Here is a 26,105-nt window from a genome sequence, read left to right as displayed (position 1 = left end):
ACCCATGAAAAAAGTAATCCAAGTATTCGTCGCCGCGGCCATAATATTACAGGCGGCGAACCTCTGCCCGGCCAGCGCGCCGGCGACTTCGCAAAAAGAAACAAAACTCAGGTTATGCACATTCAACATTCGCGGCGACAAGCCCTCGGACGGACCGAATCAATGGGTTCACCGCAAGGACTGGCTTTGCGAAATCATCCGCAATAACGATTTTGATATTGTGGGCTTTCAGGAGGCCGTGCTGAAGCAGTTCGAGGACATACTGGAGCGGGTGCCCCACGGCTTTGTGGGAATACGCGGATTGTATAATCCCATTATATATAAAACCGAGCGATTCGAACTGTTGCAGACCGACACGTTCTGGCTGTCCGAAACGATGGCGCCCGGCTCGGTGGGATGGGACGGAAAATACGACCGCTATTGCACCTGGGCAAGATTCAAGGAGCGCAAGTCGGGCAATGTGTTTCTGGTGTTCAACACACATTTCGACCATCGCGGAGTGAACGCCCGGACCAAGGCGGCGGAGCTGATGATCGCGCAAATCAAACGCATCGCCAAGGAAGGCGAGCCGGTGTTCTTTTGCGGAGATTTGAACAGGCGCGACACGACGGAGGCCTACAAATTGCTGGCGGCTGTTTTTAACGACACCTACATCACCGCACCCGTTAAAACCGGGCCGATGAACACCGCGCACAGCTGGGGCAGAATAGAACCCATCCACCGAATCGATTATATTTTCGTGAACAACGAGGTGAATGTGACCGACTATCATGTGATCGACGACAAGCGCGGCGACAACTTGTATCCGTCGGACCATTATCCCGTGTATATAAACGCGATCATTGGAAAAAAGAAACCGTGATGAACAATAAACTGTTTGATTCCCTGCGGGGAAAACTGGTCGTTTCCTGCCAGGCCGAGGAAGGCTCGCCGTTTAACACGCCCGAGGGCGTAAGCGCCTTCGCGCAGTCGGCCGTCCGGGGCGGCGCAGCCGGGATTCGCACATGCGGCATTGAGAAAACGGCCTGCATTGTGAAGAATGTCACCGTTCCGGTCATCGGACTGACCAAGGCGTATTTTCCCGACGGCACAGTGTGCATCACAGGTGCCTTTGAGGACGTGGAGCAGCTAGTCAAAGCCGGCGCCTCAATCGTGGCGGTTGACGGCACCAGTCGCGCAAGGGCGGGCGGACTGGGCGGAGCGGACTATATTCGCGCCATCAAACAGCGGCATAATATTATAATCATGGCCGACATTGCCACGCCCGAAGAGGCGCTTGCCTGCCATGAGGCGGGCGCGGATTGCGTTTCCACGACGCTCTGCGGCTACACTCCCGACACTCTCGCATTTGCCAGGGGAAACCGCCCGGCGTTCGACATGCTGGACAAGTGCCTTCAAGTTTTGCCAAGGGATTATCCTGTTTTTGCCGAGGGACGTTTTAACACGCCCACCGACGCGCAAAAGGCCGTCGAACTCGGCGCATGGGCGGTGGTTGTCGGCTCGGCAATCACCCGTCCGCACCTGATTACACAGTGGTTTGTGGACGCCATTAACGAAAAGGGAAAGGATGACGGGAAATGAATATATTTTTCGGAACAGACGGATGGCGGGGCCGCCTCGGCGCGGTGATGAACGAGGAAAGCGTCACCGTGGTGGCGCAGGCCTTTGCTGATTATATAAACAGCCAGGGCTCGCAAGCGCCGGTTGCCATTGGTTATGATACAAGACTGGCGTCATCACTCTTCGCCCGTCGTTTTGCGGAAACACTGTCCGGCAATGGCATCAATGTGTTGTTGGCGGACAAAATAACGCCCACGCCCGTGCTTTCACACGCGGTGAAACATTATCATTGCGCGGCGGGCGTTATGATCACGGCGTCACACAATCCGCCAGAATACAATGGCATCAAGTTTAAATCCACCCACGGCGGCCCGTTTTCCACCGAGGAAACCAAGAAGGTAGAGTCATTATTATATGCCTCGCCGCGCAAACACTCGGACGAAAGAGTAAAGCAAGCGGATTTCCTGCCCGCATATATAGCCCGCTTGGGCGAGTTAATAGATTTCGACGCCATCCGCGGCGCGGCCCTGCCGGTGCTGGTTGACAGCATGGGCGGCGCGGGCACGACGCTCCTCGAAACAATACTGCGGCCGCTGGGTTGCGAAGTGCGAACTATTGACGGCACCCCGTCCGAAAACTTTCACGGACGGCTCGCCGAGCCGATAGAAAAAAATCTCGCCCCGCTCATGGAGGCGCTCGCGAACGGCGCTTATGCCCTGGGCGTCGCAACCGACGGCGATGCCGACCGCGTCGGAGCTTGTCTCGACAACGGCGGATGGCTCTCTGCGCAAAAGACGATTTTGCTGCTGGTTGATTATTTAAAACGAGTGAGAAAAGTTCCCGGAGGAATTATAAAGACAAGCTCCGTGTCGGATAAAATACGAGTCTGCTTTGCCTCGCCCGGCACACCGATTCATGAAGTGCAGGTGGGCTTCAAATATATTTCCGACGTGATGCTCCAGGAACAAATCGCCTTTGGCGGTGAGGAAAGCGGCGGCTTCGGCTATGGCATGCATCTCCCCGAACGGGACGGCATTTTCTCCGCCTTGATGTTGATCGAGATGCTGTCGAAATCGGGATTCCGGCGTCTGTCCGACTATGCAGCGGACGCAACCGCGCGCTTGGGCGAAATCTATTACGACAGAATTGACGTTCATTATGACAAGCCGGACAAAAACCAACTGCTCCCCAACCTGTATAAACGAGGCTGCGCAAACGTGGCCGGTTTTCCTGTCGGGCAAGTGCAGGCGTTTCAAAGCAGCAGGGGCATCGTCAACGGGTTGAAATTTATCTGTCAGGGCTCGTGCCGCTGGCTGCTGATACGAAGCTCGGAAACAGAGGATATTATTCGCCTGTATGCCGAGGGATGCTCGAACGAGGAAGTGAAGGCGCTGCTGGACGGAGGGCTGAAAGAAGCGATTGGTTACGGCTTGTAGACCAAGGGATATTTCAGCCTGGGAACGCGGGCATCTTGCCCGCAGGTTTGGGCGTCGCGCCGTCTTGCGGGCAGGATGCCCGCGCTCCCCGGGGGCAAGCGCATGTCCGCAAAAAACCGCGTATTCATTTTTCGAATACGCGGCTTGTTTTTTTAGGCGGAGTTTTTCCGACGGTTACTTTTTCTTTGCCTTCTTCGCGGGTTTCGCGGCGCGGGCTTCCTCGACTGCCGCTTGGGCGGCGGCGAGGATTGCGACGGGCACGCGATAGGGCGAGCAGCTCACGTAGTTGAGGCCGAGGTTGTGGCAGAACCTCACCGAGTCGGGGTCGCCGCCGTGCTCGCCGCAGATGCCGAGCTTGATGTCGGGGCGCGTGGAGCGGCCTTTCGCGACGGCGAGCTTCATGAACTCGCCCACGCCGTTCTGGTCGATCGAGGCGAAGGGGTTCTTCTTGATGATCTCGGCCTCCTGATACGCGCCGAGGAAGCCGCCGGCGTCGTCGCGCGACATGCCGAGCACGGTTTGCGTGAGGTCGTTGGTGCCGAAGCTGAAGAACTCGGCGCTTTGGGCGATTTTCTCCGCAACCATCGCGGCGCGCGGAATCTCGATCATGGTGCCGACCTTGTAGGTGAAGCGCACTTTTTGCTCGGATTGCACGGCCTTGGCGACTTCGTGCACGATGGAGGACTGGATGTCGATTTCATTGGTGAAGCCGACGAGCGGGATCATGATTTCCGGGTTCACCTTGATGCCGAGTTTGCGCACGGCGGCGGCGGCCTCGAAGACGGCGCGCGCCTGCATGCGGGTGATTTCCGGATACTTGATGCCGAGGCGGCAGCCGCGGAAGCCGAGCATCGGGTTGAACTCGTGGAGTTCGTTGACGCGGGCCATGATTTTCTCGACGGGAATGCCGAGTTTGCGCGCGAGGTCCATCTGCTGCTCCTTGGTGTGGGGAAGGAATTCGTGGAGCGGGGGATCGAGGAAGCGGATGGTGGCGGGAAAGCCCTTGAGCGCCTTGAAGATGCCGAGGAAGTCGGCGCGCTGGTAGGGGAGGAGCTTGGCGAGGGCGGCTTCGCGGGCGGCGGTGTCGTTGGCGAGGATCATCTCGCGCATGGAGTCGATGCGGTCGCCTTCGAAGAACATGTGCTCGGTGCGCGTGAGGCCGATGCCGACGGCGCCGAACGCGATGGCGTTGGCGGCCTGCTCGGGCGTGTCGGCGTTGGTGCGCACTTGGAGGCGGGCCGCCTTTTTGCACCATGCGATGAGTTGCGTGTAGTGCTTGAACTTCTCGGTCTTTTGCGCGGCCTTGTTGCCCTGGATGGTGCCGGTGATGATTTCGGAGGGCGCGGTCTTGACCTGGCCGGCGTAGACGTTGCCGGCGGTGCCGTCGATCGAGAGGTAATCGCCTTCGTTGTAAACCTTGTCCTCGATGGTGGCGGTTTTCTTTTCGTAGTCGATCTGGATGGCGGACGCGCCGCAGACGCAGACTTTGCCCATCTGGCGGGCGACGAGGGCGGCATGCGAGGAGACGCCGCCGCGCGCGGTGATGATGCCTTCGGCGGCGATCATGCCGCGGAGATCCTCGGGCGAGGTTTCGAGGCGGACGAGGAGGACTTTCTCGCCGCGTTCGTGCGCGAGGACGGCGCGATCGGCGTTGAAATAAATCTGTCCGGTGGCGGCGCCGGGGCCGGCGGGAAGGCCGGTGGCGATGACGGCGGCTTTTTTGATTTCGGCGGGATCGAAGATGGGCGCGAGGAGCTGGTCGAGCTGGTCGGCCGGGTTGCGCATGATGGCGGTCTGCCAGTCGATGAGCTTCTCCTTGACCATGTCCATGGAGAACTTGAGCGCGGCGGCGGCGGTGCGCTTGCCGTTGCGCGTCTGGAGCATGAAGAGTTTGCCTTCCTGAATGGTGAACTCGATGTCCTGAACGTCCTTGAAATGTTTTTCGAGGATGGCGCGAACCTTGAGGAGCTCGGCGTAGGAGGCGGGCATCTTCTTCTTGAGGTTGATGACGGGCTCGGGTGTGCGAACGCCCGCGACGACGTCCTCGCCTTGCGCGTTGATGAGGAACTCGCCGTAGAATTCATTGGCGCCGTTGGCCGGGTTGCGGGTGAAGGCGACGCCGGAGCCGGATTTTTCGCCGGTGTTGCCGTAGACCATGGCCTGCACGTTGACGGCGGTGCCCCATTCGGTGGGGATGTTGTATTTGCGGCGGTAAACGATGGCGCGGTCGTTCATCCACGAGCCGAAGACGGCGCCGGCGGCGCCGCGGAGTTGCGCCCAGGGGTCGTTGGGGAAGGTTTTTCCGGTGCGTTCCTTGATGAGGTTTTTGAAGAGGGCGACGAGGTTTTGCTGGTCGGTGGCGGTGAGCGCGGAGTCCTCGATGTCGGTGTGGTAGGTTTCGTGTTTGTATTCGTGGATGACGGCCTCGAAGGGTTCGTGGTCTTCGTTTTCACGCTTCTGCACACCGAGGACGACGTCGCCATACATCTGGACGAAGCGGCGGTAGCAGTCCCAGGCGAAGCGCTCATTGTTGGTGGCCTTGGCGAGGGAGAGGACGGTGGTGTCGTTGAGGCCGAGGTTGAGAATGGTGTCCATCATGCCGGGCATGGAGTCGCGCGCGCCGGAGCGCACGGAAACGAGGAGCGGCATGCCGTTGGCGTCGCCGAACTTGGTGCCCATGATGCGCTCCATGTTGGCAACGCCGGCTTCCATCTGCGCCTGGAGGGCGGCGGGATAGGTGCGCTTGTTGGCGTAATAATAGGTGCAGACGTCGGTGGTGACGGTGAAGCCGGGAGGCACCGGGAGGCCGATGCGTGTCATCTCGGCGAGATTGGCGCCCTTGCCGCCGAGGAGCGGCTTCATGGTGCCGTCGCCGTCGGCCTTGCCCTTGCCGAAGAGGTAAACGTATTTCGCGGATTTCGCGGGTTTGCCCTTGGCGGATTTGGAGCCTTTTGGGGCGGTTGATTTTTTAGCGACGGCCTTTTTGGCGGGCTTGGTCGCGGATTTTTTTGTTTTGGTAGCCATTGCTGGTGTTGTTTGGTGATGTTAAAAGAAGATGCCGAGTCGGATGCGCATGCGCAAAAAACCGGGGCAGTCATGCGCGTCAAAGCGGACGGGTAGGCAAAACAGGCAAACCGCCAACTGTCAACGGCGCAGAGTGCAAGGCATGAGCAAGCGCAATGTTTTTTGTAAAACGAAAAAAAACCCGCCTGATGAATCAGACGGGCTTCTTAAAAAAAACGGATGGTTTATTATTTGGGAAGACCGACGGGAGGAACCGCGCTGGTGCCGGTAGCGGGAGTGGCGGGTTTGTTCTTGTTAAGCTCGGTGAGCACTTCCTCGGTGATGTCGTAAGCTTCGTCAGTATAAACCAAAACACCGCGATCAACGAGAAGGGTAATACCTTTCTTTTTGGCGATGTTGGCCGCAACTTCGTTGATTTCCACGAGGAGAGCCTGACGAGTGGTGGCAACTCCTTGCTGGATGAAACGATCTGCTTGCTGGCGGAATTCAGCCAACTCCTGCTCTTTCTTCTGAAGGTCGCCGAGAAGTCGCTGGGCGTCAGCTTCGGCAGCTTTCTTAGCGGTGTCGCTGAGGACAGGATTCTTTAGGGATTCCTGAAGGCTTTGGAATTGGCTCGCCATGGCTTTGCCTTCGTTGAGGCGTTTTTCAAAGTCCTGTTGGGCACTTTGGCCATAGGCTTGAATCTTGGCCTCCTCCTCTTGCGTCTTGTAATAGCCAGCCATGGCCTTGGCACGATCAACCGTGCCGACCTTGAGCGCTTGAGCCTGAACGAAAAGTGCGGAAGAACCGAAGGCAATTAATGCAATGAATGCTTTGATGGATGTTTTCATGTGTTTGGTGTAGGTAGATGAGCAATAGCCAGAGGCAAAAACCCGAAGACGAAAATACAAAAATATTTATTTAATGATTACAATTGCAAAATTAATGCAATTAACGCCTTGCATTCATATAACCCACTTACATTAAGCAAGATATATTTATTCAAATTTGAAGCAAACTCCTTCGACCTGATCTACCATGTCGCGTAATCACTGTTTTGAACTGCACGCTGCACTATTAGCACAACGTATTACCCGCACTGCGGCTCAGTTCGCGCGTTTTTGTCCGAGCACCTATATTTGCGATGTAGTCCGTTTGTTCCAACGAAGCTTCGGATCGCCTTCCACTAAAGCTTCACCTTTGTTACCAATCACTTACAACAATTCACCCTTCCACGACCTTTTTCGCGCACCCCGGTTCACACAAACCTTACAACGCCGCACTTTCGATTTCCGTGACAAAAACGATCTCGCATGCCCCTCCTCCAGTGTCCGTCCGCGAGGTTGAGGACGTGAAATCATTTTTCCCTCTCACAGCCTTGATCAAATACCCCTTGAGGGTGACCAAATCGTGGCGCTTCACACGAAGTAGCGCCTCGCGGATTGCAGAATCAGCGGGCACGCAGTGGGTGTTTGCCGAATGCCTGCCCACCTCGGGTTTTGACAATTTCAGCCTCGGCACATTTTTCGCACTCACACGCCAGTCCATCCAGCGAAGCGACTGGCTGAAATCGATCAAGTTAATCCGTTCCGCCTCGGACAAGGGTCCCCACCCCAGCCCAAGATCAACCGGACAAATCTCCGCCATGGCATCAAACCGGTAACGCTCCCGTGCCAGCACGACCGCCGTCACCGAATAATGAGCCAGCGGCGTGATCACATATCCCTCATGCTCAAATGGCGACGGCAAGCCACCCGAAGTTTGTGCCGGCGCGACTGGAGCAGGCGTCCCCTCCCATGTCGCATTAGGCTCGTGCCGCCACCAGAAAAACAGCAACAAAACGAGCCCCAGCACAGCCACCTGTTTGAGCCATATTTTTATCCGGTCAGGATCGTGGTGATGAAACGGCCATTGCATTATGTGCGTAAAAATAAATCACCAGCCATGTCAGTGTTCTATAATGATTGGCCCGAAGACCGAGTTTTCGTAGTAACCCGCAAACGACATGACCAGCCTGCTTTCCTCGTCCGAAAGCGTGGTAATGAATAATGTTTTCTTGCTGCGTAAATGGAGCGAATATTTTGCGCCGTATTTGTGCAGGGACACTCTGATTACCTCTCCCTTGTTTGTCGTGAAATTGACTGCGCATCCTGTTTCGCCATCAGCGGGCAGCGTGAAAAAATAACTCCTCCATGCAAGTTTACCCAAAAAGGCCCGCGCTTGGGAGATTTCCGCGGGATAAAGCGATTTGACCAAGCCTGATGATTGAAGCACTCCGCTCACCCAATCGTTTTTTTCAGCAGCGAACGTGATGAGGAAACACACCCGGCCATGAGCAAACCGATCCCGCACATCAATATTATCGCATAGTTTTTTATTTTGCCGGGTGGATTCATTTATTCTCGCGAAAAAGCCGTTGCCCGCCCGTTCACTGCAACTTCAGCGGCATGCCTTGGACTCGGGTGTTGAGGTGGTTTATGAGGGCGCCGATGCCTTGCCTGCCGGTGTCCTCGCCGGTGGTGATTGTGCGGGTGGGCAGGAAATTGTTCACCAGCGCGCAATAGTCCTTGTTCACCATGATGCCGAGCAATTCGCCGGATTTGCTGATCACAAGGTCGCCTCGCTTGCTGGCGAAAAAGCTCACTCGCATTTGCACGTAGCCGGGTTGCGTGGCGTCGAGCTTGAAGGGCGTTTCCTCATACTTGGTTTTTGTCGGTTCACTGTTGGTGCTGATCAGGATCGCATCGGAAAATTTGAAGGGTTCGAGCGAGGTCATGTAAACTTTCACGCCAAGGCCTGCGGCTTGCGCGGGCGTGAGTGGCACGACGAGGATGCGAGGGTCAATGGATAGGTAATGGAGCTCGCCGGCGGTGGTGCTGTAGTCGCCGTTTGTGAATGTGATCGCGATGCGCGAGATGTCGGCGCCGGGATAGGTGAGCGCGAAGGGCGTGTCGCTGGCGTGGAAGATCGCGTAGGTGTCGCGTCCGTCGCTCACGAGGATTGTGCGCAGGTCGGCAACGCGCGCGGCCGGGCCGAAGAGTCCGGGGCGCGTGGTTTCGACGCGGGTTCGCACATTGTTGGCGAGGTATTCGCTGAAAAGCGTGTTGGCGTTGATGGGACGGTTGTCGCGGATTTCCTTTTGAAGGTCGTCCGATTTCACGGCGAGGGTGCCGACGCCTTGCGCAAGCTGCACGGTGGTTTCCTGCACGCGGAGGCGTTCCTGCCGCTCGGCCTCGACTTGCGTTTTGTAGGTCTCGGCAGTTTCGCGAAGGACGGTTTTCTCGTGCTCGGCAACTTTCACGGCAACGTTGAGGTCCTCGATTTTTTGGCGCGCCTCGGTCTGCGCCTGTTCGAGTTTGGCGATGCTGGCTTTTTCGCGCGCGAGCTCGGCCTCGCGATGATCGAGGTCGCGCTGGAGCGCGGCGATGCGCTCCTTGGACATGCCTGCGTCGCGCTTGGCGGCATCGACCTCCTGCGCGAGGAGCACGGCGCTTTGCCTGGCGGTGTCGATTTGTTGCGCGAGTTGCCCCGCGTTGCGTTGCGTGGCGTCGAGGTTTTCGGCGAGTTTGTTTTTCTCGGCCTCGAGTTGCGCGAGATTTTGCTCGCGCGTCTGGAGGTTTAGCTCGGTGTCCCGCAACTGGCGGGCGAGCTCGTCGCGGCGGGCGCGCTCATCCTCGAGGGAGAGTTTCATCACATCGACGAGGTCCTGGTCCTTGGTCGCGGCGGGCGGGGAATCGCGCTCGGTTGACAGCGAGGGATCTTGCTGGATTGAGGACGCGGCGATGGGTGCATCCCAGCGCGTGAGCGCGAGGAGGTTGAGAAGAAGAAAATCGCAGATGATGAGGAGAAGCGTCTTGTTCATCGGAGAGGGCTGAATTCTCGATTTTCGATTGCGCGCCATCGCGCGGCCTCGAAATTGAAAACGGAGCGGAAGCTCCCAATCGAAAATCGAGAATTCAAAATCGAAAATTTCCTAGGGATTCGTTGTGGCTGGTTTGATGGTCGCGTCCTCGGGTTGCGGCGTCGCGTCTCCGCTCCCGTGCACCTGTAGAATGAGCTGGCGCTTGAAGTGGCGAACGTGGCGGATTTTCACGATCGCGACGCAGAGGATGCCGAAGAGGTTCGACGAATACGCGGCGAGGAGGTTGGCCTGGATGTAGCCGAGCACTTGGAGAACGAGCGCGGTGGCCGTGCCCGCGATGCCCACGTAGAGGCCGGCGTCGAAGAGGTTTTCCTCGTTGTCCATGAGGCGCAGCTTGAGCTGGGGCGAGATCGGCTGTCGCGAGATGTAGCGGATCTTGAGCAGGCAGATCACATAGACGGCGATTTGCAGCGCGGCGAAGAGGAGGATGGAGAGGATGGTGGTTGTGTCCATGGCGGTGGTGACGGGAACTTCTGTTATTGGAGAATCGGGTTTGTCGGCGGCCAGCACGGGCACGACGAGTTTGAATTTAAATTCCGAGGGCGGAGGTGTTTTTATGAGAAACGGCTCGCTGGCAAAAACGAGAAACAGGGCGATCATTCCGGCGAGAACGAAACTGCGCAAGCGCAGGGGCGAGGCGCGCGAATCGCCGGACGGCGCCCTCATCGCGCCGCCAAGGAAAACCTCGAGCGCGTGGAAAAGCAAAAACGCGCCGACAAAAAACGCGGCGTATTTGACGGCGAGCGCGACGCGCGGGTTGAGAAGCGTGAACTCGGCGACGGCGGAAATATTGAGGGTTGCGCTGTGGTTGACGGGCGCGCGGTTGCGCAGGAGGAGCCGCACGGCTCCCTGCCCTTCCCCGAGCGCGAGTCGCAGGTCGGCGAGCCCCTGCCTGCCGTATTCCATGAGATAGTCGGCCACGTTGTCGGCGGAACCGGAATAGAGCGCGGCGGTGTAGATGAGAAACAGGTTGTCGGATGCGACGCGCGCGAGCTGCGCGAACTCGCCCACCGTGCGCGTGCTGCCACTTACGCGCAGAAGCTCGCAAAGCTGCATCCAGTTGAGGCGTTTGCCGAGCGAGAGGAGGTCGAGGTAAAAGGTTTCGAGCGGGCCGAGTTGTTTTTCAACGGCGGCGGTCTCGGCAAGCGTGCGCAACTCGCGCTGAAGCGCGGGCGAAAGATTGTCGGACTGATAGAGGAGCGCGGTGAGGAGGATCACGGCGTCGAGCGCCTCGCCGCCGGGCCGGTTGGCGGGAACGAAGCGCGTGGTGCCCTGGTTGTCGTGCGTTTGCAGAATCGTCTGCACGCCGATGCTGCGCGAATTGGAAAGATACCGCTGCAACTCGCGACGCGCCTTTTCCGTTATAAAAAAAGTGAGCACGGGCGTGCTTTCGGTGCGCCCTGTGTTTTCCTTGAGCGAGAAAATCGGATCGAGAAACGGGTCCCAACCGCCCCACGGCACCCACTCGGGGCGGCGAGCCTCGATATTCCGGATGCCTCGCTCGAGCGAAGCCGCGCCGGGGTCGTTGACGAGCCTCGCCGCCTCAAGGATGAGGCTGGCCGCGCCGAGCTTTTCCGAATCGAGCCGCTGCTGGCCGAACGCGGCGACACGCGGCGTGTTCTCTCCGGCGGCGCGCAGGAGCGCGGGCGTGACGGATTTCAAGTTGACGGGCACCATCCACGCGAGCACGAGCAGCGCGAGCCCGGCCGTGAGCCAGGCCACGGCCGCGGTCAGCTTGCTGTTTTTTTCGCGCGTCGGTGACATTCTGCAGGCAGTGGAGAATATTGGTTGCGGGCCGGCAATTGCAAACCCACGATGCAAGCGAACATCGACCCATGCTGCTTCCAATAGTTCAATATAATGATCCGATTTTAAGAAAAAAGGGTGTCAAGATCGACGTCTTCGACGCGCCCCTCGCCACGCTCGCGCGCGACATGGTCGAGACAATGCACGCCGCGCCCGGCATCGGGCTGGCCGCGCAACAAATCGGGAAGGCATTGCAGTTTTGCGTCGTGGACGTATCGCAAGTGGACGACGACTTCGACTGGGAGCTCGACGGCAGCCACCCGCCGCTGGAGTTGATCATGCCGATGGTGATCGTGAACCCGGAGGTAAAAGTGCATCCGGTCGAAAAGGAAATCGTGGAGGAAGGCTGCCTGTCATTTCCCGACATTCGCGGCGACGTCGAGCGGCGCGACGAGATCACGGTAAAATACCAGGATGCCGAGGGCGTGCCGCATCTGCTCGTGTGCAACGGCATGTTCGCCCGCTGCATCCAGCACGAGGTCGACCACCTCAACGGCATGCTGTTCATCGACCGCATGTCGAAAAAAACGCGCGCCTCAATTGACAAAAAACTCAAGGCGCTGGCGGCAAAAACAGGCGGAGCGTAAGTCAGCCCTCGGAACGCAAACAGCCCGCGCAGCCGGGCGCCGGCGTCACTGCTTTGGCAGCGTCACGACATCCGGATTCGCCTTTATGAACGCGAGAATTTCCGCGCGCATCTCCTTGATGGCTTTCTGTGTGGTTTGAGTTTTCAACATTTCATCCGCGATGAGAAAACCGAGTTTCCTGCCTGCGTGCGTGTCGGTCGGATAGTGCATGCCAGCCATGACGCGGCACCACATCGTTTCGCGCACCTCCTCAAAAAGCTGCTCCTTGTATTCGGGCATTGCCGCCGCGATTATTCCCGCCCAAGCCGCGCTGGCGGCGGAATGTCCGCTGGGATAGGAGCTTTCCTTGGACCGGCGCGCGGTCGGCTGGATGCTCGGGTCGCGGACATACGGACGGGGACGGTTCCAGTGGTCCTTGACGGTGAGGCCGATGTAGTGGCGCTCCATATTTACCTCCTTCAATATTTCCGCGGTGCGGGGGAGATTTTCCTTTGAGAACCAGGAGCCGAGCGCCTGCGCGCCCATGCCCATGACATTGCGCGCGGTGTGCGAATCGACGCGCTTAATCCGCTCGATTTGCGCCGGGGTAACGTCTTTCTGCAGCTGGATGACAGTCTCAAGGTCGGCCATGCCCGCAATCGAATCATCCGCGGGCGGCGACGGTATCTGCGCGATGAGATCCTGAATGTTGCTCTTAAAATAACGATATTCGAATGACTTCGGCTGCGCCGATGCGACGGCTGCGAGAAAGAAAATGGACAGGAACGCGACGGCGAACCGGGCTGGGCGATGTGATGTTTTCATAGTTTGGTCGAATAAGAGGTCGAGGTAATGACAAATGAGATCGGAAATGAAGGCCCGCGCGGATGGCCAATAAGCCGGCAAGCGGAAAAAAAACCAACAGGACGGAATCCCCAACGCCAAGGCGAAAATGGCGGGGACTGGAGTTAGCCGTTTTCCATGCGCGATTCTGCTCACGTCGTTTACGCAATTCCGCGCATCCAACGCAGTCGGGATATCACTTGTATATCGCTACTTTCGAAACAGTGACGGCAACGAAACGGTTTTGTTTTCGAAGAGTTCCATCAGCACAAACAAACCGGTCCACGGCACCATGGGATCGCAGAGCACAACGTCGCCACCCTTGCCGGTGATTGCGGAGAAATTTTCGAAGAGGCGCATGCGATTACTATATCAGTAAACAAGCATGCGATTGGAACCAACGAAGCGTTCGTTGACTCGTTAGATGAATTTTCGCACGAGGTGGCACAATGTGCCAGTTTTACCAAGTTATCCTCACGCTCGAGTTGAAGGTATGGCGTCCGGTGCCGTTGTTTTGATCGCCGAACGGCACGCAATCGTAATCGTAGGCCAGCGAGAATATCATGGATTTCGACAACATCATCCTGATGTTCAAGCCAGCCATGACGCTGTTTTTGTCGTATTTGTCACCGCGGATTTGTATGCGCGCGTCCGGATACTCCACCAGTGTCGCCCATGCGTCCGTCCGATCATTGCGGAAGTTCTGCCGCCAGCCCACGCTCAGGCCCACCGCGCCGGGAAGCCCCCATGGCATTTCAATGCGTTTGCTGGCGTCGATCTTGACCACGCCTTGCAACAGCGATGCGTTGACATCATCCAGTCGCACCGCGCCTTTTCCTTCCTCGGCATAATTATAAAATGACAGGTTCATGTAATGAATCCCCACGGAAGGCCTGACTTCGCCGCTGGCGAAAATCGGCAGGCTATAGCTGACTTCCATGCTGGCGCCGAGTGTGTCGAGTTTGTGGGAGCCGGTCACAAAATTGCCGAAATCCTCCGTGCGTTCGGTGTCGGCTTTTCCAGTGCCAAGCATCACATCCGCCGAGACACAAAACGCGCCCAGTTTTCGCGCGGCGTATACGCCCATAAAAGGCATGTCCATGTCCGTTTTGGCATCATTGGAAGTTTCCACTTTTGAGAACGAATAGCCGACATAGGCGCCCAGCATGAGATTCTTTTGGAGGAGCCAGTCGTAGCCGATGAGTCCCGTGTAAGTGTTGTCGGTGTAGCCGATGTGTTCCTCGTCATCACCATATTCCATGAAGGAACCGATGGCGCGGAACCACAGGCTTCGTTTGCCTCGCGGCGCGTTTTCATCCGCCAGCGGAGTGATGAATTCCTCGCTTATGCGCGCGTTCACGGCGCGCATCGTGGAGGACAGCGCGTCGAAGGCCACGACGATGTCCTTGCCCGGCTCCAGCGCCTTGTTGTAGGCGGTGAGGACCAGGGTGTCTCCATTGACGATGTCAGCCACCATGAACATGCCGCCTTGATGCGGATCGTAGTCGGGCATGTTCGCGATGCCGCCATACGCCACGGCAGCGGTGTAAACGCCCGTGGGAAGGAGCGCGGCCAGGCGGATCTCGCCGCCATTCGTAAAGCCAAGTGTGCCGGAGAGCGCGAGTGACCCCATGCCTTGCTCCGAGCCGAATACAAGAGCGCCACCATCCACGTTCATATTGCCGCCTGTCACGCCCACGACCGGAAGTGCGAGCCACGCGCCGTCGCGCACGGTGATGTTGGAACCGATGCCGCCGAGCGCGCCGGTGGAAGCGGCGCTCACTCGCGAGTTGTCGGCGATGTCAACTCGCGACAGTGTGTTTGCTCCCCTCAGGGCCATTGTGCTCGAGGTGAACAGCACTCGGTTGCCGGTAATGTCGCCGTTGACCTGCCCCATGCTGACACCGCGGAACTCCAGTGTGTTTCCGGCGCCGATTTGCACATCGCCGGAAACCGACTCGGCGCGGCGGGCGATTGCATGCGGGACGTTGATCGCCATATTGGCGATGGTGTTGTTACCCGAGAGCATCAGCGTGCCGGTGCCCGCGAGGGCGATTGTGTCGGCGGTGATGTTTCCCGAAAACTCCGCGCCGAGGCCGTTGCTCTCGATGGTGAGCATGCCGGTGCCCGCCGTGATGGGGTTGGCGATGTTCAGGCCGTCCGCCTCGACAGACAACCCGGTGGCGGCTGGTGCGACTGTCAGCGAACTCGTGCCGAGGGCATCGTTGTTGGCCAGTCCGAGTTCGCCGGCGACCAGTTGGAAGGTGCCGTCAAAACTGCTCACGCCGGAGAGTGTCCATTTGCCGTCGCCCGTCTTGTTGATCGTGCCCGAGCCGGCAAGGCTGCCAGCAAAAGTGCCCACGCTGGAGGCGGAATCCACGTTATATATAAGGTATCCGCCCGCCACGTCGACCTCGCCCGCGCCGGACAGGCCGCGCATTAGCAGGCTGTGCCCGGCAAGATCGATTTTCGCGCCGGCGTCCACAACGATGGACGCTCCTTCATTGGTTGAAAAAACATAATCCGCGCCCACGCGCACCGTGCCTTCGCGCACGATGAGCGCACTGGTGTCTGGCAGGGAAAGCCGCTGTTCAATCGTGGCAACACCCTCGCCTTGCTTCACGAAGGCGGCATTCGTTCCAAGATACACGCTTTGGAGCACCATGTCGTGACCGTTGCTGTCCACCGCGCCGGTGTAGCCCGATGTGACGAAAATTTGGTTGTCGAGCGAGAGATCGTTCGTCGCACGCAGTGTCGCGTCGTTGGTAAAGACGATGCCGGCGTTAGTGTCGGTGGTTGTGAGCTGATTGCCATTGCCCACGGCGAGCACACCGCCGCCGAGTTCAACCCTGGTGAATGTGTTTTGTCCGTTTGCCAATGTCAGCGTTCCATTGCCGGTTTTCACCAGCCTGCCGGTGCCGACGATATGCGCGACGCCGCCGGAGTCCGGCTGCACATTGTCCGCGGAGGCGTGGATGCCCCCGCCGGTGAATGTGTAATCCGTGTTGCCGTTGACGGTCATGTCGGCGATGCGCACCTCGCCGGCGTCGATGAAGATTTCCCGATTGGCGGCGGAGGAGGTGTCGTCGAAGATGATGCGGTCGCCGTAGCTGAACTGGTTTACCGAGCCGCCGTCGCTCCAATTTTTTTCCGCGAGATTCCAAGTGGAGTTGGCTCCGCCCTTCCAGGTCATCACGCGGGACTGGTCGGAGGTCGTGATCATCTCCAATGTGCCGGAGGCGTTGGTTAATTCCGCTGAGAGTCGTCCGCCGACGGGCAGTGTCATGCCGCTTAGTGTCACGCTTCCGGCGGCGGCGAGGCCGCCAAGGTTGCCGAGATTAAAGGTGCCGGTCGCGAACGAGGTGAGGTCGATTGTATTGGCGCCACTGATGGAGGAGGTGCCGGAGTCGAACACGCGGTCGCTTTTTTGATACGCGCCGTCGGCATCCTTGAACAGGTCCAGCCTCAGTGTCGCGCCGCCGGACATTTCCAAGTTATGGACGGTGAGCGTGCCGGATTGCGTGCTGTCCAGCCCGGCGTCCAGAATGCCCCCGGCGGCAATCTTGACCGAGCCGCCCGCGCCCGCCGCGCCCACGCCGCCGAGAGTCGCGCCGGCGCCCACGGTGATTTTTCCTCCGAGCGCTGCATTAGTCTCCACCAGCGTTACCGCACCCTTGTCAATTGCGAGCGCGCCGGCATTTGCCGAGCTGTCGCCTGTGAGGAGGAGCGAGCCTTCGCCGGTTTTTCGCAACGTTGAGTCCGCCGCCGAACTCAGCACGCCACCGTAAATGAACGAGCCTCCCCGCTCCACCTCGATCGCGGCGGTTTTGCCCGCCGCGACGCGCACGTTGTCGGTCAGGGTTCCCGTGACCGTGCTTGCGGCGCGCAGCGTGCCGGAATCGGCAAACGTGATGCCGCCCGTGCCGGAGCCGAGTTGCGCCGCGTTGTCAAAGCCGATCAAGCCGCCCGAAATTTCGATGCCCCCTTGAAGGTGTTTGCGGCGGTGTTGGCGAAAACCAACTCGCCCTCACCGCTCTTTTTCAACTTGCCCGATGGCGTGAAGGCCGCGCTGCCCACGGCGTTGGCGTCGGCTTCGATTCCGCCCTCGCCGCGAAACACGTAATCCGCGGCTCCCGATACTTCCATATCGGAAACGACCACGCCACCGGCCTCGATGGTGATGTCTCGGTTGGAGGCGTTTGCGGCATCCGCCACGCCATCGAACACCACGCTGTCCGCGTTGAAAAACCGGCTTTCCTCGGAGCCTCCCGCATCGGCCCAGTTTTGCTGCGCCCCACGGGGGCGGCGCATCCAACTGCCGCCCTCGGCGCCCGTCCAGCGCATGACGAGGTTGTTGACCGTGTTGGTGACGACGAGCTGGTTGCCCGACAGTGAAAGCGCGGCGGTGCTGCGGGGGTTGTTGGTGACGCCGTCCACGGTGAGAGTGAGCTTGCCCAAGTCTCCCGCGCCAAGCCCGACGCCCGACCACTCCATGATCGCAAACGAACCCGTGGCCAGCAGGCTGAGGTTGACTGTGCCGGTGCCCGCCATGCTGAGGTTGTTCACGGACAGCAGACTGGCCGAGCCGCTGGTGAAAAGATCGTGCGTGAAGGTGATGCCCGTGCCAACGCTCAAGTCGCCCGCGACTGCGAGTGTTTCCGCGTCGAGAGCCGTGTCGGTGCCGATCTGAAGGGAGGCATTGTCGCCAATGACGAGTTTTGTGCGCCCGGCGAAAACCGTGTCGTTCTGTTTGTGCGTGATCAATTCCCCCGCCCCGCCAAAACCCGCGCCATCGGCGACGGTGACAACGCCGCCGAGCTTGGCGTTTCGGTTGCCGAGGAGAAGCGTGCCCTTGTCCACGTTGACCGAGCCTTGGAAGTAGGAGTTGTCGGCATGCAAAATCAGCGTTCCGCCACCGGTGGCGACGGTGCCGGTGAGTTCAAGTCTCGCACTGGTGCCGGAAGTGTCGCTGTTGGCGATGGAATCCCACGCGGAGGGATTGCCGGCTTTGCCGATTTCGACAGTGACGTTTTCGGCGATGTCGAAACGAAGCAGGGTGCCCACGGCGTTTGAAAAATAGAAGCCGCCGGCCTTTGCGGAAGCCGCGGCGCTAAAGGCGAAGGAGCCGCTGCGAGCGGCGGTAATTTCGTCCGCCGTCATTGCCTCGCCGCGGGCAATGTTGCCCGAGGAAACGTATTCGGTGGCACCGGTGGTGCCGGTGAAGACGAAGCGCTGGCCGTTGATGTGTCGCGCTCCGCTAATAAGATTATTGGTATTTGCGATGTCGTAGATCGCGCCGCCGCCGAGAGCGGCGAAGTTGTCGTCGAAGCCGATGTGATCCCAGTAGGTGATGGAGTGGTGGGGATTGTTACCATCCACGCCGATGGCGCCGCCGTAGCGGGAGGCCCAGTTGTCTGCGAAGTAGCTTTCGGTGATAATGCTTTGCTGGATGCCATTGTTATTGAGGTTGAGGCCGCCCGCGGTGGCGGCGATGGCGCCGCCGAAGCCGGTGGTGGCGGTGGTGCCGCTGGCGTGATTGCCGGTGAAGGTGCCGGAGGTAATCGTAAGGCCGTGAAGGGTGCGGATGGCACCGCCGAGAGAATATGCGAAATTCTTATCGAAGACGACGTTGGTGAGACGGGTCTCGATGGCGGTGGAGCCGATTCTGAATACGCCGCCGCCGTGGACGGCAGCCTTGGTGGAGCCGTTACCGATGAAGGAGGCGTTGGTGATATTAACGGATGCGCGATTTTGATAAAAAACGCTGCCCTCGCCGCTGGTGATGTTGCCTCTGAAAATGACGCGTCCGGTTGATCCTGTGGGCGCAATGGTGAAAACGGTGTTATTACCAACGCCACCTCCGATAGAAATGACACCGCCGCTGCTGGCGGTGCTCACGTTGGCTATTGTGACAGTGACTCCGTCGGCAATCAGCCACGTGGGGGTGGCCGTTGCGTCCATCGTCTGCCGGGTGGGCGGATCAAACGTGATATCTTCCCCAAAGGCATGAGTTCCGGAGCTAACCGGCGGTTGTTGTTGCGCCATGGCACATGGCGAAAGCGTCAAAGCAACAAACGCTATCACAAAGATGTGTTTTAAAATTGTTTGGGTTAAGTTTTTCATAAAAATTATTCTTTGTTTTTAAAACAGCGCGTTGTCTTTCATCCGGCTGTTTGTTTCATCGCGACACACACGTTAGGAGTTTGCCGTCTTAGAATCTCCCTTTCACGCCAATCATAATGTAGGACGGGACGATGTAGCGCTGGTAGTTTTGCGCATAGGCGGGAGTGTCGGCTGCGCGACGGTAAACATAGGTGTCCTTGCCGAATATATTATTCCAATTCATATACAGGGTAAATGCTCGGGAGAGACTGTATTCGGCTGTGATTCCGTAGCGAATACTGGAAGCTTGATATTCATAAGTGTCCTGCGGGGTAAAGCGCGCCGCCTGTGTGCCCTCCGCCACGGGAACCTCCTTTGACTTTGTCTCCGCCTGATAAGCGCAGGTGAGACGAATGGAAAAGCGCGGGCGGATGTAATTTATGCCGCAGGAAAGCGCGTCGGGGGTGAATCCGGTGAATTCCTCGGCGTTGGGACCGCCGACCTTCAGATGCGTGTAATTCGCCCATACCTGTATTTTTTGAAGCCACGACGGAAGAAAAAACAGGTCCTGTCGGTAGCTTATTTCGAGCCCTGTCAGGTGCGCGTCGCCGACATTCACCCATCGGCGGATCGCGTAATCATTTTCTATCATAAAATCGATATCGGCATCGCTTATGCCATAATACTCGAGATCCTGCCGGTTGGCGGTAAACGCGCGATCCGCAAAAAAATTGGTCACATTCTTGCGGTAAACACCGATAGAGCCAAACCCGCCCTTTAAATGGTATGAATCGAGAGAAAGGTGGAAACTGTCCGCAGTCCATGGTTTCAACCCGGGATTCCCCACCCTGATCACACGCGCAGCCGTGTTGGTTTCGTCATCGTCTTCCTCACTTCCCGGGTCAGGCACCTCTTTCGCGGTCAGCTCGGGCACTCGGATGCCGTCCACGACATACCTCACGTCCGGACGCCCGATAGTGCGCGCGTAGGCGGCGCGGAGCACCAGATTATCGGTGAAGGCATAATTGATATTCAGGCTGGGATAAAATCCATCGTAGTTTTGCCCCTCATAAAAAGCGCGCGCCTTATAGATAAGACGGGTTTGCTCTACGGTATCAGTTGTGATCAATTGCAAACTGTCATCGGGATTTCTCAAGGGCTGGCCGGTTTCAGGATCCCGATGGTATTTTGCGGTGTGGTCTATTTTCACGCTCCAACCCTCGAGGTCGGTTCTTTCGTAGCGCACGCCACCGATGATGTGCATGCGATTGCTAAAAAGGTTCAGGTCAAAGCGCAGATAAGCCGAGGAAATGTCCTCAATCATTTTTTTCGAGTATTCCGCCTTATATTGGATGGTGCTGGTGTTTTGCTGAAAATACTCCGGATTGGAGAGAAAGAGTTGGTAAAGTTTTACCGGGCTGATCCAGCGGACGGCATTGCCGTTGCTGTCCACATCGATGCTCTCGTCAAGAATATCGTAGTGACGCACCATCTTCCTTTCAATGCGTCCGGCGGCAGTGTCGGCCCCATATTGCTCGTCGCCCACAAAGGTATAATTAATCGGCAACCTCCAATCGTCCTTTTTCAATCGGCTGAAAGCTCCGCCGGCCTTGAGGGAAAAACGGTGGTTGAAAACACGAGTCACATCCACCCGCCCTGAATACATGTCGGTTTTATACTTGCCGTCCTCTTCGCGGACTGACTGGAGGTAGTAAGTGTCTCCGTCATACCGGTCCACAGTCTCGCCTGTGTCCGAATTTTTAATGACGTAGCTATTCGGAAGGATGCTGTCGCCCACATTGATATCATAACCCTTCATGTCATATCCTCTCGTCGTGCTTTGATTGCCCAAAGCGTAATAGCCGTTGAAGTAGCCTTCATTCATACTACTGCGCACACGCTCGGCGCTAGAGTAGACGGCTTGTGCGTCAATCTGCCACTTCGAGCTGCGGTGCCTGTAACGCAACGTCATATGAGTGCTATCCGTCACTTCCGAATAATTGAGCGCTGCGTTGCCACCCATTTCGATCGTGCCGCCGCCCGGCTCAGTCGCGCCGGTTGTGCTTCCTGGCAACGGTCCGCCCGCCTCCTTTGTGGAGGTTGAGCCAGCATCGCCCACAGGATCGTATTGCATGTTGTAATGAAAACGGGTGGTAAGGCGGCTGGTTGCCCGGTCGGAGGTGACTTGCCGGGTTTGGACGGTGAACGACAGGGTGTCGTTGCGTGACAACCTCATCTCCACCCCAGCCTGAATATTCTCCGAAACGGAGATTTGCGCGATTTGAGACCATTGCCCGGTGGCCAATGCGAAATCTTTTTGGATTTTTTATCACGGTATTCCTTGGCTTGCAGATTCCAATATGCGATCTCGCTCGGCGTGCCCTCGGCAGGGCGTTGTTTCCATGTGCGCGATGCACCTGCGCTGAAGACCAGGCGCTTGCCAGCCGGCACCACTGCGGAAACGCTGAAGGAGGGTTTTTTGGTTTTCGGCGTAACTTGTGGGATTGGTTGCTTGCCGCCGCCATCAAAGGATAGTCCCTCCTTGTTGTTAAAAGTCATATACATCGAGTAATTGAGATAGGGGCGCCGTGTTCCCAAAAGGCTTTTGGTAACAAGATTCATCGAGCCGCCCAAGCCGGTGGCCGACATGTCGGGTGTGGGGACTTTTGTGACCTCAACACGCTCAATGTTCACCATGGGCACCTCTTGGAGCGCAAGCGTGCGCCCCATCTCCGTGCCAACACCGGTGCTTGCGACATCGCCGCCGTCGAGTTGCACATTAGTCATCTCCGCGGGGAAGCCGCCAAGCGCAAGCCGTCCGGCCTCCTCGCCGTCGTCAATGATAGCCACACCCGGGAGAAACCGGATATATTCACCAATGTTTTCGGTGCCAAAATCTCCGAGATCCTCCAGCGCAACAACATTCTTAATGTTGGGTGCGTGGCGCTGTTCATTCATGGCAATGGCCTGAGCGCTCATGGCCTGATCGGCCACCACGGAAAACTTTTCCAACATGACAACCTCGCCGTCCTCGGCCCGGCGTCTAGGCAAACCTTCGCGGGTGATTTGAAAATCGCGGACCGTGGTTTTCCCAGCCTCCACGGTCACCGAGGCGGTTTGCGTGTTAAAGCCAAGATAGGATACATCCAGCTCGACGGTGCTCGCGGCAACATTCTGAAAATAGAAACGGCCCTCGTCATCCGTGAGCGTTTCTTGGTTGGCTCCCTTGATGCTCACTTTTGCCCTGCCCACGGGAAGACTGTTGGTCGCGTTATACACCGCGCCCTCGATGGCGCCGGCCGACGCAGACTGGGCCGGAGCCGGTGTGGTTATCCACGCGCCCGCCAGGACAACAGCCGCGGCCAGCTTTAGCACACGTAGCGCAGGTTGCCAAATCCACCTTGCCGGGATGCCCGAAGACATGAGCGGGGCGGCCTTGTCAGTGTGCTGCGCTACGCGGGTAAATGGTGTGAATATATTATGCATGGGGAGACGTTTTTTGATTTGGATTATGAAAAATAGGACCGGGCTCACGGGAGCTTATTGAGGGGGATGCGGGCGTTGAGTCCGCCCATCTGGGCGAAAAGATATAGGTGGCTGTCGTGCTCGAAGAGGGTGACGTAGGAAATCCAGCCACCCTTGAACACGCCGCTTTTGCGGGGATGCCGGGCAACGACAAGGGGCTCGCTCCACGTTTTGCCCTCGTCGGAGGAAGTGGCGAGGTGGAGCTCGCGACGGTGCCAGCTTGCCACGGCGAGGGAGTAGTCCGTGGTGTCGGCGCCGCCGCGCGTCTGCGGTGGATTGCCCTCGGTATCCTTCCATGGATTCCAAACAAGCACGAGGCGTCCGTCGGAAAGACGCTCAAGCGTGGGCGGCGACGAGGAGGCGTAGATGCGGGTGGGGCGCAAAGGCGACCACGTGAGCCCGTCGTCGGTGGAGCGCGACTCCCAAAGCGCGCCGAGGTTGGTGCGGGTGAGAAACCAAACGGTGCCGTCCTTGAGCTGGATGAGGGTCGGCTCGACAACGCCGTCATGGTTGCCGTTGGAGTTTGGCAGATCGAAGGCGGGTGCGGGAGCGGACCACGAAACGCCGTCGTCGGTCGAGCGGAGGATGGAGACGGTGTGTCGTCCGGGGTTCGGCGTGCGGTATTGCGCGGGAATGAGGAGGACGCCGGATTTCGTCTGGAGTATTTTTCGCGGCGGATGCCCGTTGGTATAGCGTGAGTCGGAAATGCGAAGCGGCTCCGACCAGGTTTTGCCGGAGTCAACGGAACGCGCCACCATGAGCTGCCCGCCTGTGAGATGCGGGACGTAGTTGTGGGTGGACTTGTCCCAAAACTCGGCGAGCTTTCCGGGCGTGTGCGCGGTGCGCCAGAGCACGAGCCAGGCGCCACTGCTGCTGATGGCGAGGCGCGCCCCGCGCACAGGCTCGGCGCGGGACTTGACGAACGGGATGTTGTTTTCCACGGGGAAAGTTTTCATGCCGTCGGTCGAGACAGCGATGTATCCACCCCGAGCAGTGAGGATGCGCCCGTCGGGAAGTCCGATGCAGGATGTTTCGCCAAAACCGATGGAGGAAGCCGGAAAGGGCTCGAATCCGTTGCCGGGGATGAGCCAGGTGGCGGGCTGTTTTGGATTCGGGGCCACGGACGCGGCGTCTGCCAAGGCATGGGACAGCGTTGAGCACAAGGCCAAGCACAAGAGCAGCATTGAGGGCTTTATTAAATACATCGTGCGGGTTGTTTGCATAAAGGCGGCGAAAAATTGGCTGGGTGTCTATAAGGGTGGAAACAAATGACGTGGGAGGGCGCGGGAATATGGGAACGGGGTATTAATCAATAGTGGGTGACGCGGATGAAAGACGCCATTCCGGCGAATTCGCAATAACGTCAAGCTGGTCTCCAATGTATCCCAGTAAATTGACAGGCACATGAAACGATTTTCGTGATTAATAGTATTATATGGAAGCGCCGCTGAAAAAGGCGTCGCACGACACCCCTTTTATATAATCGGGAATTGATGCGAGTGATTCAGGTCGTCCGCGAATGCCACAGCGCCCGCCATCACTGAGGCTCGTGGGATTGGTCCGGAAATGTCCATGAATCGTTGATCTTCCCTTGGGAATCCTGCCTGCTTCCGGATTGTCCCACGGCCAGGGTTTCACCTTGGCGCGCAACGCCCATGCATCCCAATCGGAGGCGAGTTTTTGCACGATGTCCGGATGCTGCGAGGCGAGGTCGTTCAACTCGGCGCGATCCGCCTCCATGTCGTAAAGCTCCCACGCACCCTTGCGCCCCTTGGCGACGAGTTTCCATTTGCCGAGCCGAATCGCGCGGTTGCCCTCGTGCTCCCAGCACAACGGCGAGGGACGGTCGAGTGTTTCGCCGGAAAACGCCGGTCGCAAACTGATTCCCTCAAGTGGAGTAATGGGTGTGCCGTCGCGCTTGTTCGGATAGGCGGCGTTTGCGACATCCCGGCAGGTGGCGGCGATGTCGATGATATGACCGACTGAATGAACGAGTGAACCGCCGAGGTTCCTCCGAATGCCTTTGGGCCAGTGCGCAATGAGCGGCGTGGATATGCCGCCTTCGTGAACCCAGTGTTTGTATTCGCGGAAGGGCGTGTTTGACACATTGGCCCAGCCCTTGCCGTAGGCGATGTAGGTGTCCTCGGCGCCGGGCATGATGCCGTGCTGGGTGCGCACGGGCCGGCCGTCGCGGGTTTGCATTGGCGGCAGCACCTTGGTCTGAAGCTCATCGGGGCCGAGGGGGTTTATATTTTCTGGAAAAGCCCTGGGAGTGCCTCGTCCCAACCCCATGGTTTCGGCGCAACCTCCGTTGTCGTGAAGAAACAAGATCAGCGTGTTCTCAAGCTGGCCGGCGGCCTCAAGTTCGGCGACAATGCGCGCGATGCCTTGATCCATGCGGTCAACCATGGCCGCATACACTTCCATGCAGCGAGCCTCCCATTCCTTGTCGGCGGTGTCCGCCCAACTCACGGCAGGCGGACCAAGCCGGGTGGACGGCGGGACAAGGCCGAATTCGCGCACACGGCGGTAACGCCCGGCGCGGATGGCCTCAAACCCGGCGTCGTAGCGGCCCTTGTATCGCGCAATATCCTCCGGCGGCGCGTGCATGGGCCAGTGCGCGGCGGTGAACGCCACATACATGAAGAAAGGCTTGGCTGCGCTCGCCGGATCACCCGTGTGATCCCGCAAATAACGCACGGCATTGTCGGCAATGGCGTCGGTATAATAAAACCTCGCGGATTTATACTCAGGATCGTTTTCGGGAGTGATGAACGTGTTGCCGCGGCAAAGCGTGGCGGGATCATAATAACTGCCGGCTCCGGCGAGCGTGCCGTAAAACCGATCAAAGCCGCGCTGGAGCGGCCAGTTGGCTTTTGCGTCGGGAGTGGATGGCGAGACATGCCATTTGCCAACGGCGTAAGTGGCGTAGCCGGCGGGGCGCAGCACTTCGGCGATGGTCAGACAACTCTTGGAAAACTCGCCCTGATATCCGGGCAAATTGCCGCGAGGATTGCCGACCATGAGGCCGACGCCGGCCTGATGAGGATAAAGCCCCGTGAGCAATGATGCGCGCGTGGGACAGCAACGCGCGCCATTATAAAATTGGGTGAAGCGCAGGCCATTGCGCGCCAGTTTGTCGAGCGCCGGCGTGCGAATCTCGCCGCCATAGCAACCGATGTCGCTAAAGCCCATGTCGTCCGACATGATGACAATAATGTTGGGCCGCGCGGGCGCGGGCGTGACCAAAATGTCTGACTGAAAAGAGATGAGCGCGGTGGCGGCAAGAGTGACGCCGGAAGACAGAATGGCTTTACGGGGCGTGGGGCTCATGGGGAAAAG

18 protein-coding genes are annotated in these 26,105 nt (G+C 58.4%); 4 read left to right on the top strand and 14 right to left on the bottom strand.

All coding sequences use genetic code 11. The annotated features are described in order from the left end of the window. Positions 1 to 4 precede the first annotated feature (4 nt). The 3 genes from CKA38_RS08380 to CKA38_RS08370 are packed head-to-tail and all read left to right on the top strand — an operon-like array spanning position 5 to position 2,996. Positions 5 to 862 (top strand): endonuclease/exonuclease/phosphatase family protein, encoded by an 858-nt coding sequence (locus tag CKA38_RS08380; RefSeq protein WP_108825065.1) that lies wholly within the window; start codon positions 5 to 7, stop codon positions 860 to 862. Then, positions 862 to 1,581, top strand: coding sequence for an N-acetylmannosamine-6-phosphate 2-epimerase (locus CKA38_RS08375; RefSeq protein WP_108825064.1), 720 nt, complete (start codon positions 862 to 864; stop codon positions 1,579 to 1,581). Before CKA38_RS08380 ends, CKA38_RS08375 begins: the two co-directional genes overlap by 1 nt. Next, positions 1,578 to 2,996, top strand: a complete 1,419-nt coding sequence (locus CKA38_RS08370) for a phosphohexomutase domain-containing protein (RefSeq protein WP_108825063.1) — start codon at positions 1,578 to 1,580, stop codon at positions 2,994 to 2,996. The genes CKA38_RS08375 and CKA38_RS08370 overlap by 4 nt, the downstream gene beginning before the upstream one ends. Before the next feature lie 174 nt (positions 2,997 to 3,170). On the opposite strand, the gene ppdK is transcribed toward CKA38_RS08370, so the two are convergent. The 6 genes from ppdK to CKA38_RS08340 all read right to left on the bottom strand — a co-directional run bounded on the left by ppdK (position 3,171) and on the right by CKA38_RS08340 (position 11,685). Continuing rightward, positions 3,171 to 6,020, bottom strand: coding sequence for a pyruvate, phosphate dikinase (gene ppdK / locus CKA38_RS08365; protein ID WP_108825062.1), 2,850 nt, complete (start codon positions 6,018 to 6,020; stop codon positions 3,171 to 3,173). A gap of 227 nt (positions 6,021 to 6,247) precedes the next feature. Further along, the gene (locus tag CKA38_RS08360; protein ID WP_108825061.1) at positions 6,248 to 6,850 is read right to left on the bottom strand and encodes an OmpH/Skp family outer membrane protein; all 603 of its coding nucleotides are present in this window, start codon (positions 6,848 to 6,850) and stop codon (positions 6,248 to 6,250) included. A 418-nt stretch (positions 6,851 to 7,268) separates the two neighbouring features. Next, positions 7,269 to 7,916, bottom strand: coding sequence for a hypothetical protein (locus tag CKA38_RS08355; protein ID WP_108825060.1), 648 nt, complete (start codon positions 7,914 to 7,916; stop codon positions 7,269 to 7,271). Between the two features lie 30 nt (positions 7,917 to 7,946). Further along, positions 7,947 to 8,255: a hypothetical protein gene (locus CKA38_RS08350; RefSeq protein WP_152032743.1), complete on the bottom strand. Its 309-nt coding sequence runs from the start codon at positions 8,253 to 8,255 to the stop codon at positions 7,947 to 7,949. Between the two features lie 172 nt (positions 8,256 to 8,427). Beyond that, positions 8,428 to 9,861, bottom strand: coding sequence for a hypothetical protein (locus CKA38_RS08345; protein ID WP_108825058.1), 1,434 nt, complete (start codon positions 9,859 to 9,861; stop codon positions 8,428 to 8,430). Positions 9,862 to 9,972: 111 nt separating this feature from the next. After that, positions 9,973 to 11,685, bottom strand: coding sequence for a hypothetical protein (locus CKA38_RS08340; protein ID WP_108825057.1), 1,713 nt, complete (start codon positions 11,683 to 11,685; stop codon positions 9,973 to 9,975). A gap of 71 nt (positions 11,686 to 11,756) precedes the next feature. On the opposite strand from CKA38_RS08340, the gene def reads away from it, so the two are divergent. Beyond that, positions 11,757 to 12,314, top strand: coding sequence for a peptide deformylase (def, locus tag CKA38_RS08335; protein ID WP_108825056.1), 558 nt, complete (start codon positions 11,757 to 11,759; stop codon positions 12,312 to 12,314). A 45-nt stretch (positions 12,315 to 12,359) separates the two neighbouring features. On the opposite strand, the gene CKA38_RS08330 is transcribed toward def, so the two are convergent. The 8 genes from CKA38_RS08330 to CKA38_RS08300 form a co-directional block, all read right to left on the bottom strand. Then, positions 12,360 to 13,118 carry a phosphatase PAP2 family protein gene (locus CKA38_RS08330; protein WP_108825055.1) on the bottom strand — a complete coding sequence of 253 codons (759 nt, stop codon included), beginning with the start codon at positions 13,116 to 13,118 and terminating at the stop codon, positions 12,360 to 12,362. Between the two features lie 228 nt (positions 13,119 to 13,346). Then, entirely contained in the window at positions 13,347 to 13,496 is a 150-nt protein-coding gene (locus CKA38_RS15715; protein ID WP_161554805.1) for a hypothetical protein, read from the bottom strand. Positions 13,497 to 13,596: 100 nt separating this feature from the next. Continuing rightward, positions 13,597 to 17,097 carry an autotransporter family protein gene (locus CKA38_RS08325; protein WP_108825054.1) on the bottom strand — a complete coding sequence of 1,167 codons (3,501 nt, stop codon included), beginning with the start codon at positions 17,095 to 17,097 and terminating at the stop codon, positions 13,597 to 13,599. Further along, complete coding sequence (locus CKA38_RS08320) at positions 17,094 to 19,181, bottom strand: hypothetical protein (RefSeq protein ID WP_152032742.1); 2,088 nt, start codon at positions 19,179 to 19,181, stop codon at positions 17,094 to 17,096. Before CKA38_RS08320 ends, CKA38_RS08325 begins: the two co-directional genes overlap by 4 nt. A 166-nt stretch (positions 19,182 to 19,347) precedes the next feature. Then, positions 19,348 to 21,474, bottom strand: a complete 2,127-nt coding sequence (locus CKA38_RS08315) for a TonB-dependent receptor domain-containing protein (protein WP_152032741.1) — start codon at positions 21,472 to 21,474, stop codon at positions 19,348 to 19,350. After that, the gene (locus CKA38_RS08310) at positions 21,471 to 22,661 is read right to left on the bottom strand and encodes a carboxypeptidase-like regulatory domain-containing protein (protein ID WP_161554804.1); all 1,191 of its coding nucleotides are present in this window, start codon (positions 22,659 to 22,661) and stop codon (positions 21,471 to 21,473) included. Before CKA38_RS08310 ends, CKA38_RS08315 begins: the two co-directional genes overlap by 4 nt. 107 nt (positions 22,662 to 22,768) lie before the next feature. After that, positions 22,769 to 23,884 (bottom strand): sialidase family protein, encoded by a 1,116-nt coding sequence (locus CKA38_RS08305; protein ID WP_161554803.1) that lies wholly within the window; start codon positions 23,882 to 23,884, stop codon positions 22,769 to 22,771. Positions 23,885 to 24,194: 310 nt separating this feature from the next. Beyond that, positions 24,195 to 26,096 carry an arylsulfatase gene (locus CKA38_RS08300; RefSeq protein WP_108825049.1) on the bottom strand — a complete coding sequence of 634 codons (1,902 nt, stop codon included), beginning with the start codon at positions 26,094 to 26,096 and terminating at the stop codon, positions 24,195 to 24,197. Positions 26,097 to 26,105: the final 9 nt, after the last annotated feature.

It is taken from the genome of Ereboglobus luteus (genome assembly GCF_003096195.1).
Taxonomy (GTDB): Bacteria; Verrucomicrobiota; Verrucomicrobiia; order Opitutales; family Opitutaceae; genus Ereboglobus; species Ereboglobus luteus.
Note: the sequence above shows the minus strand (reverse complement) of the source record. Positions and strands in the feature narration are given on the sequence as shown.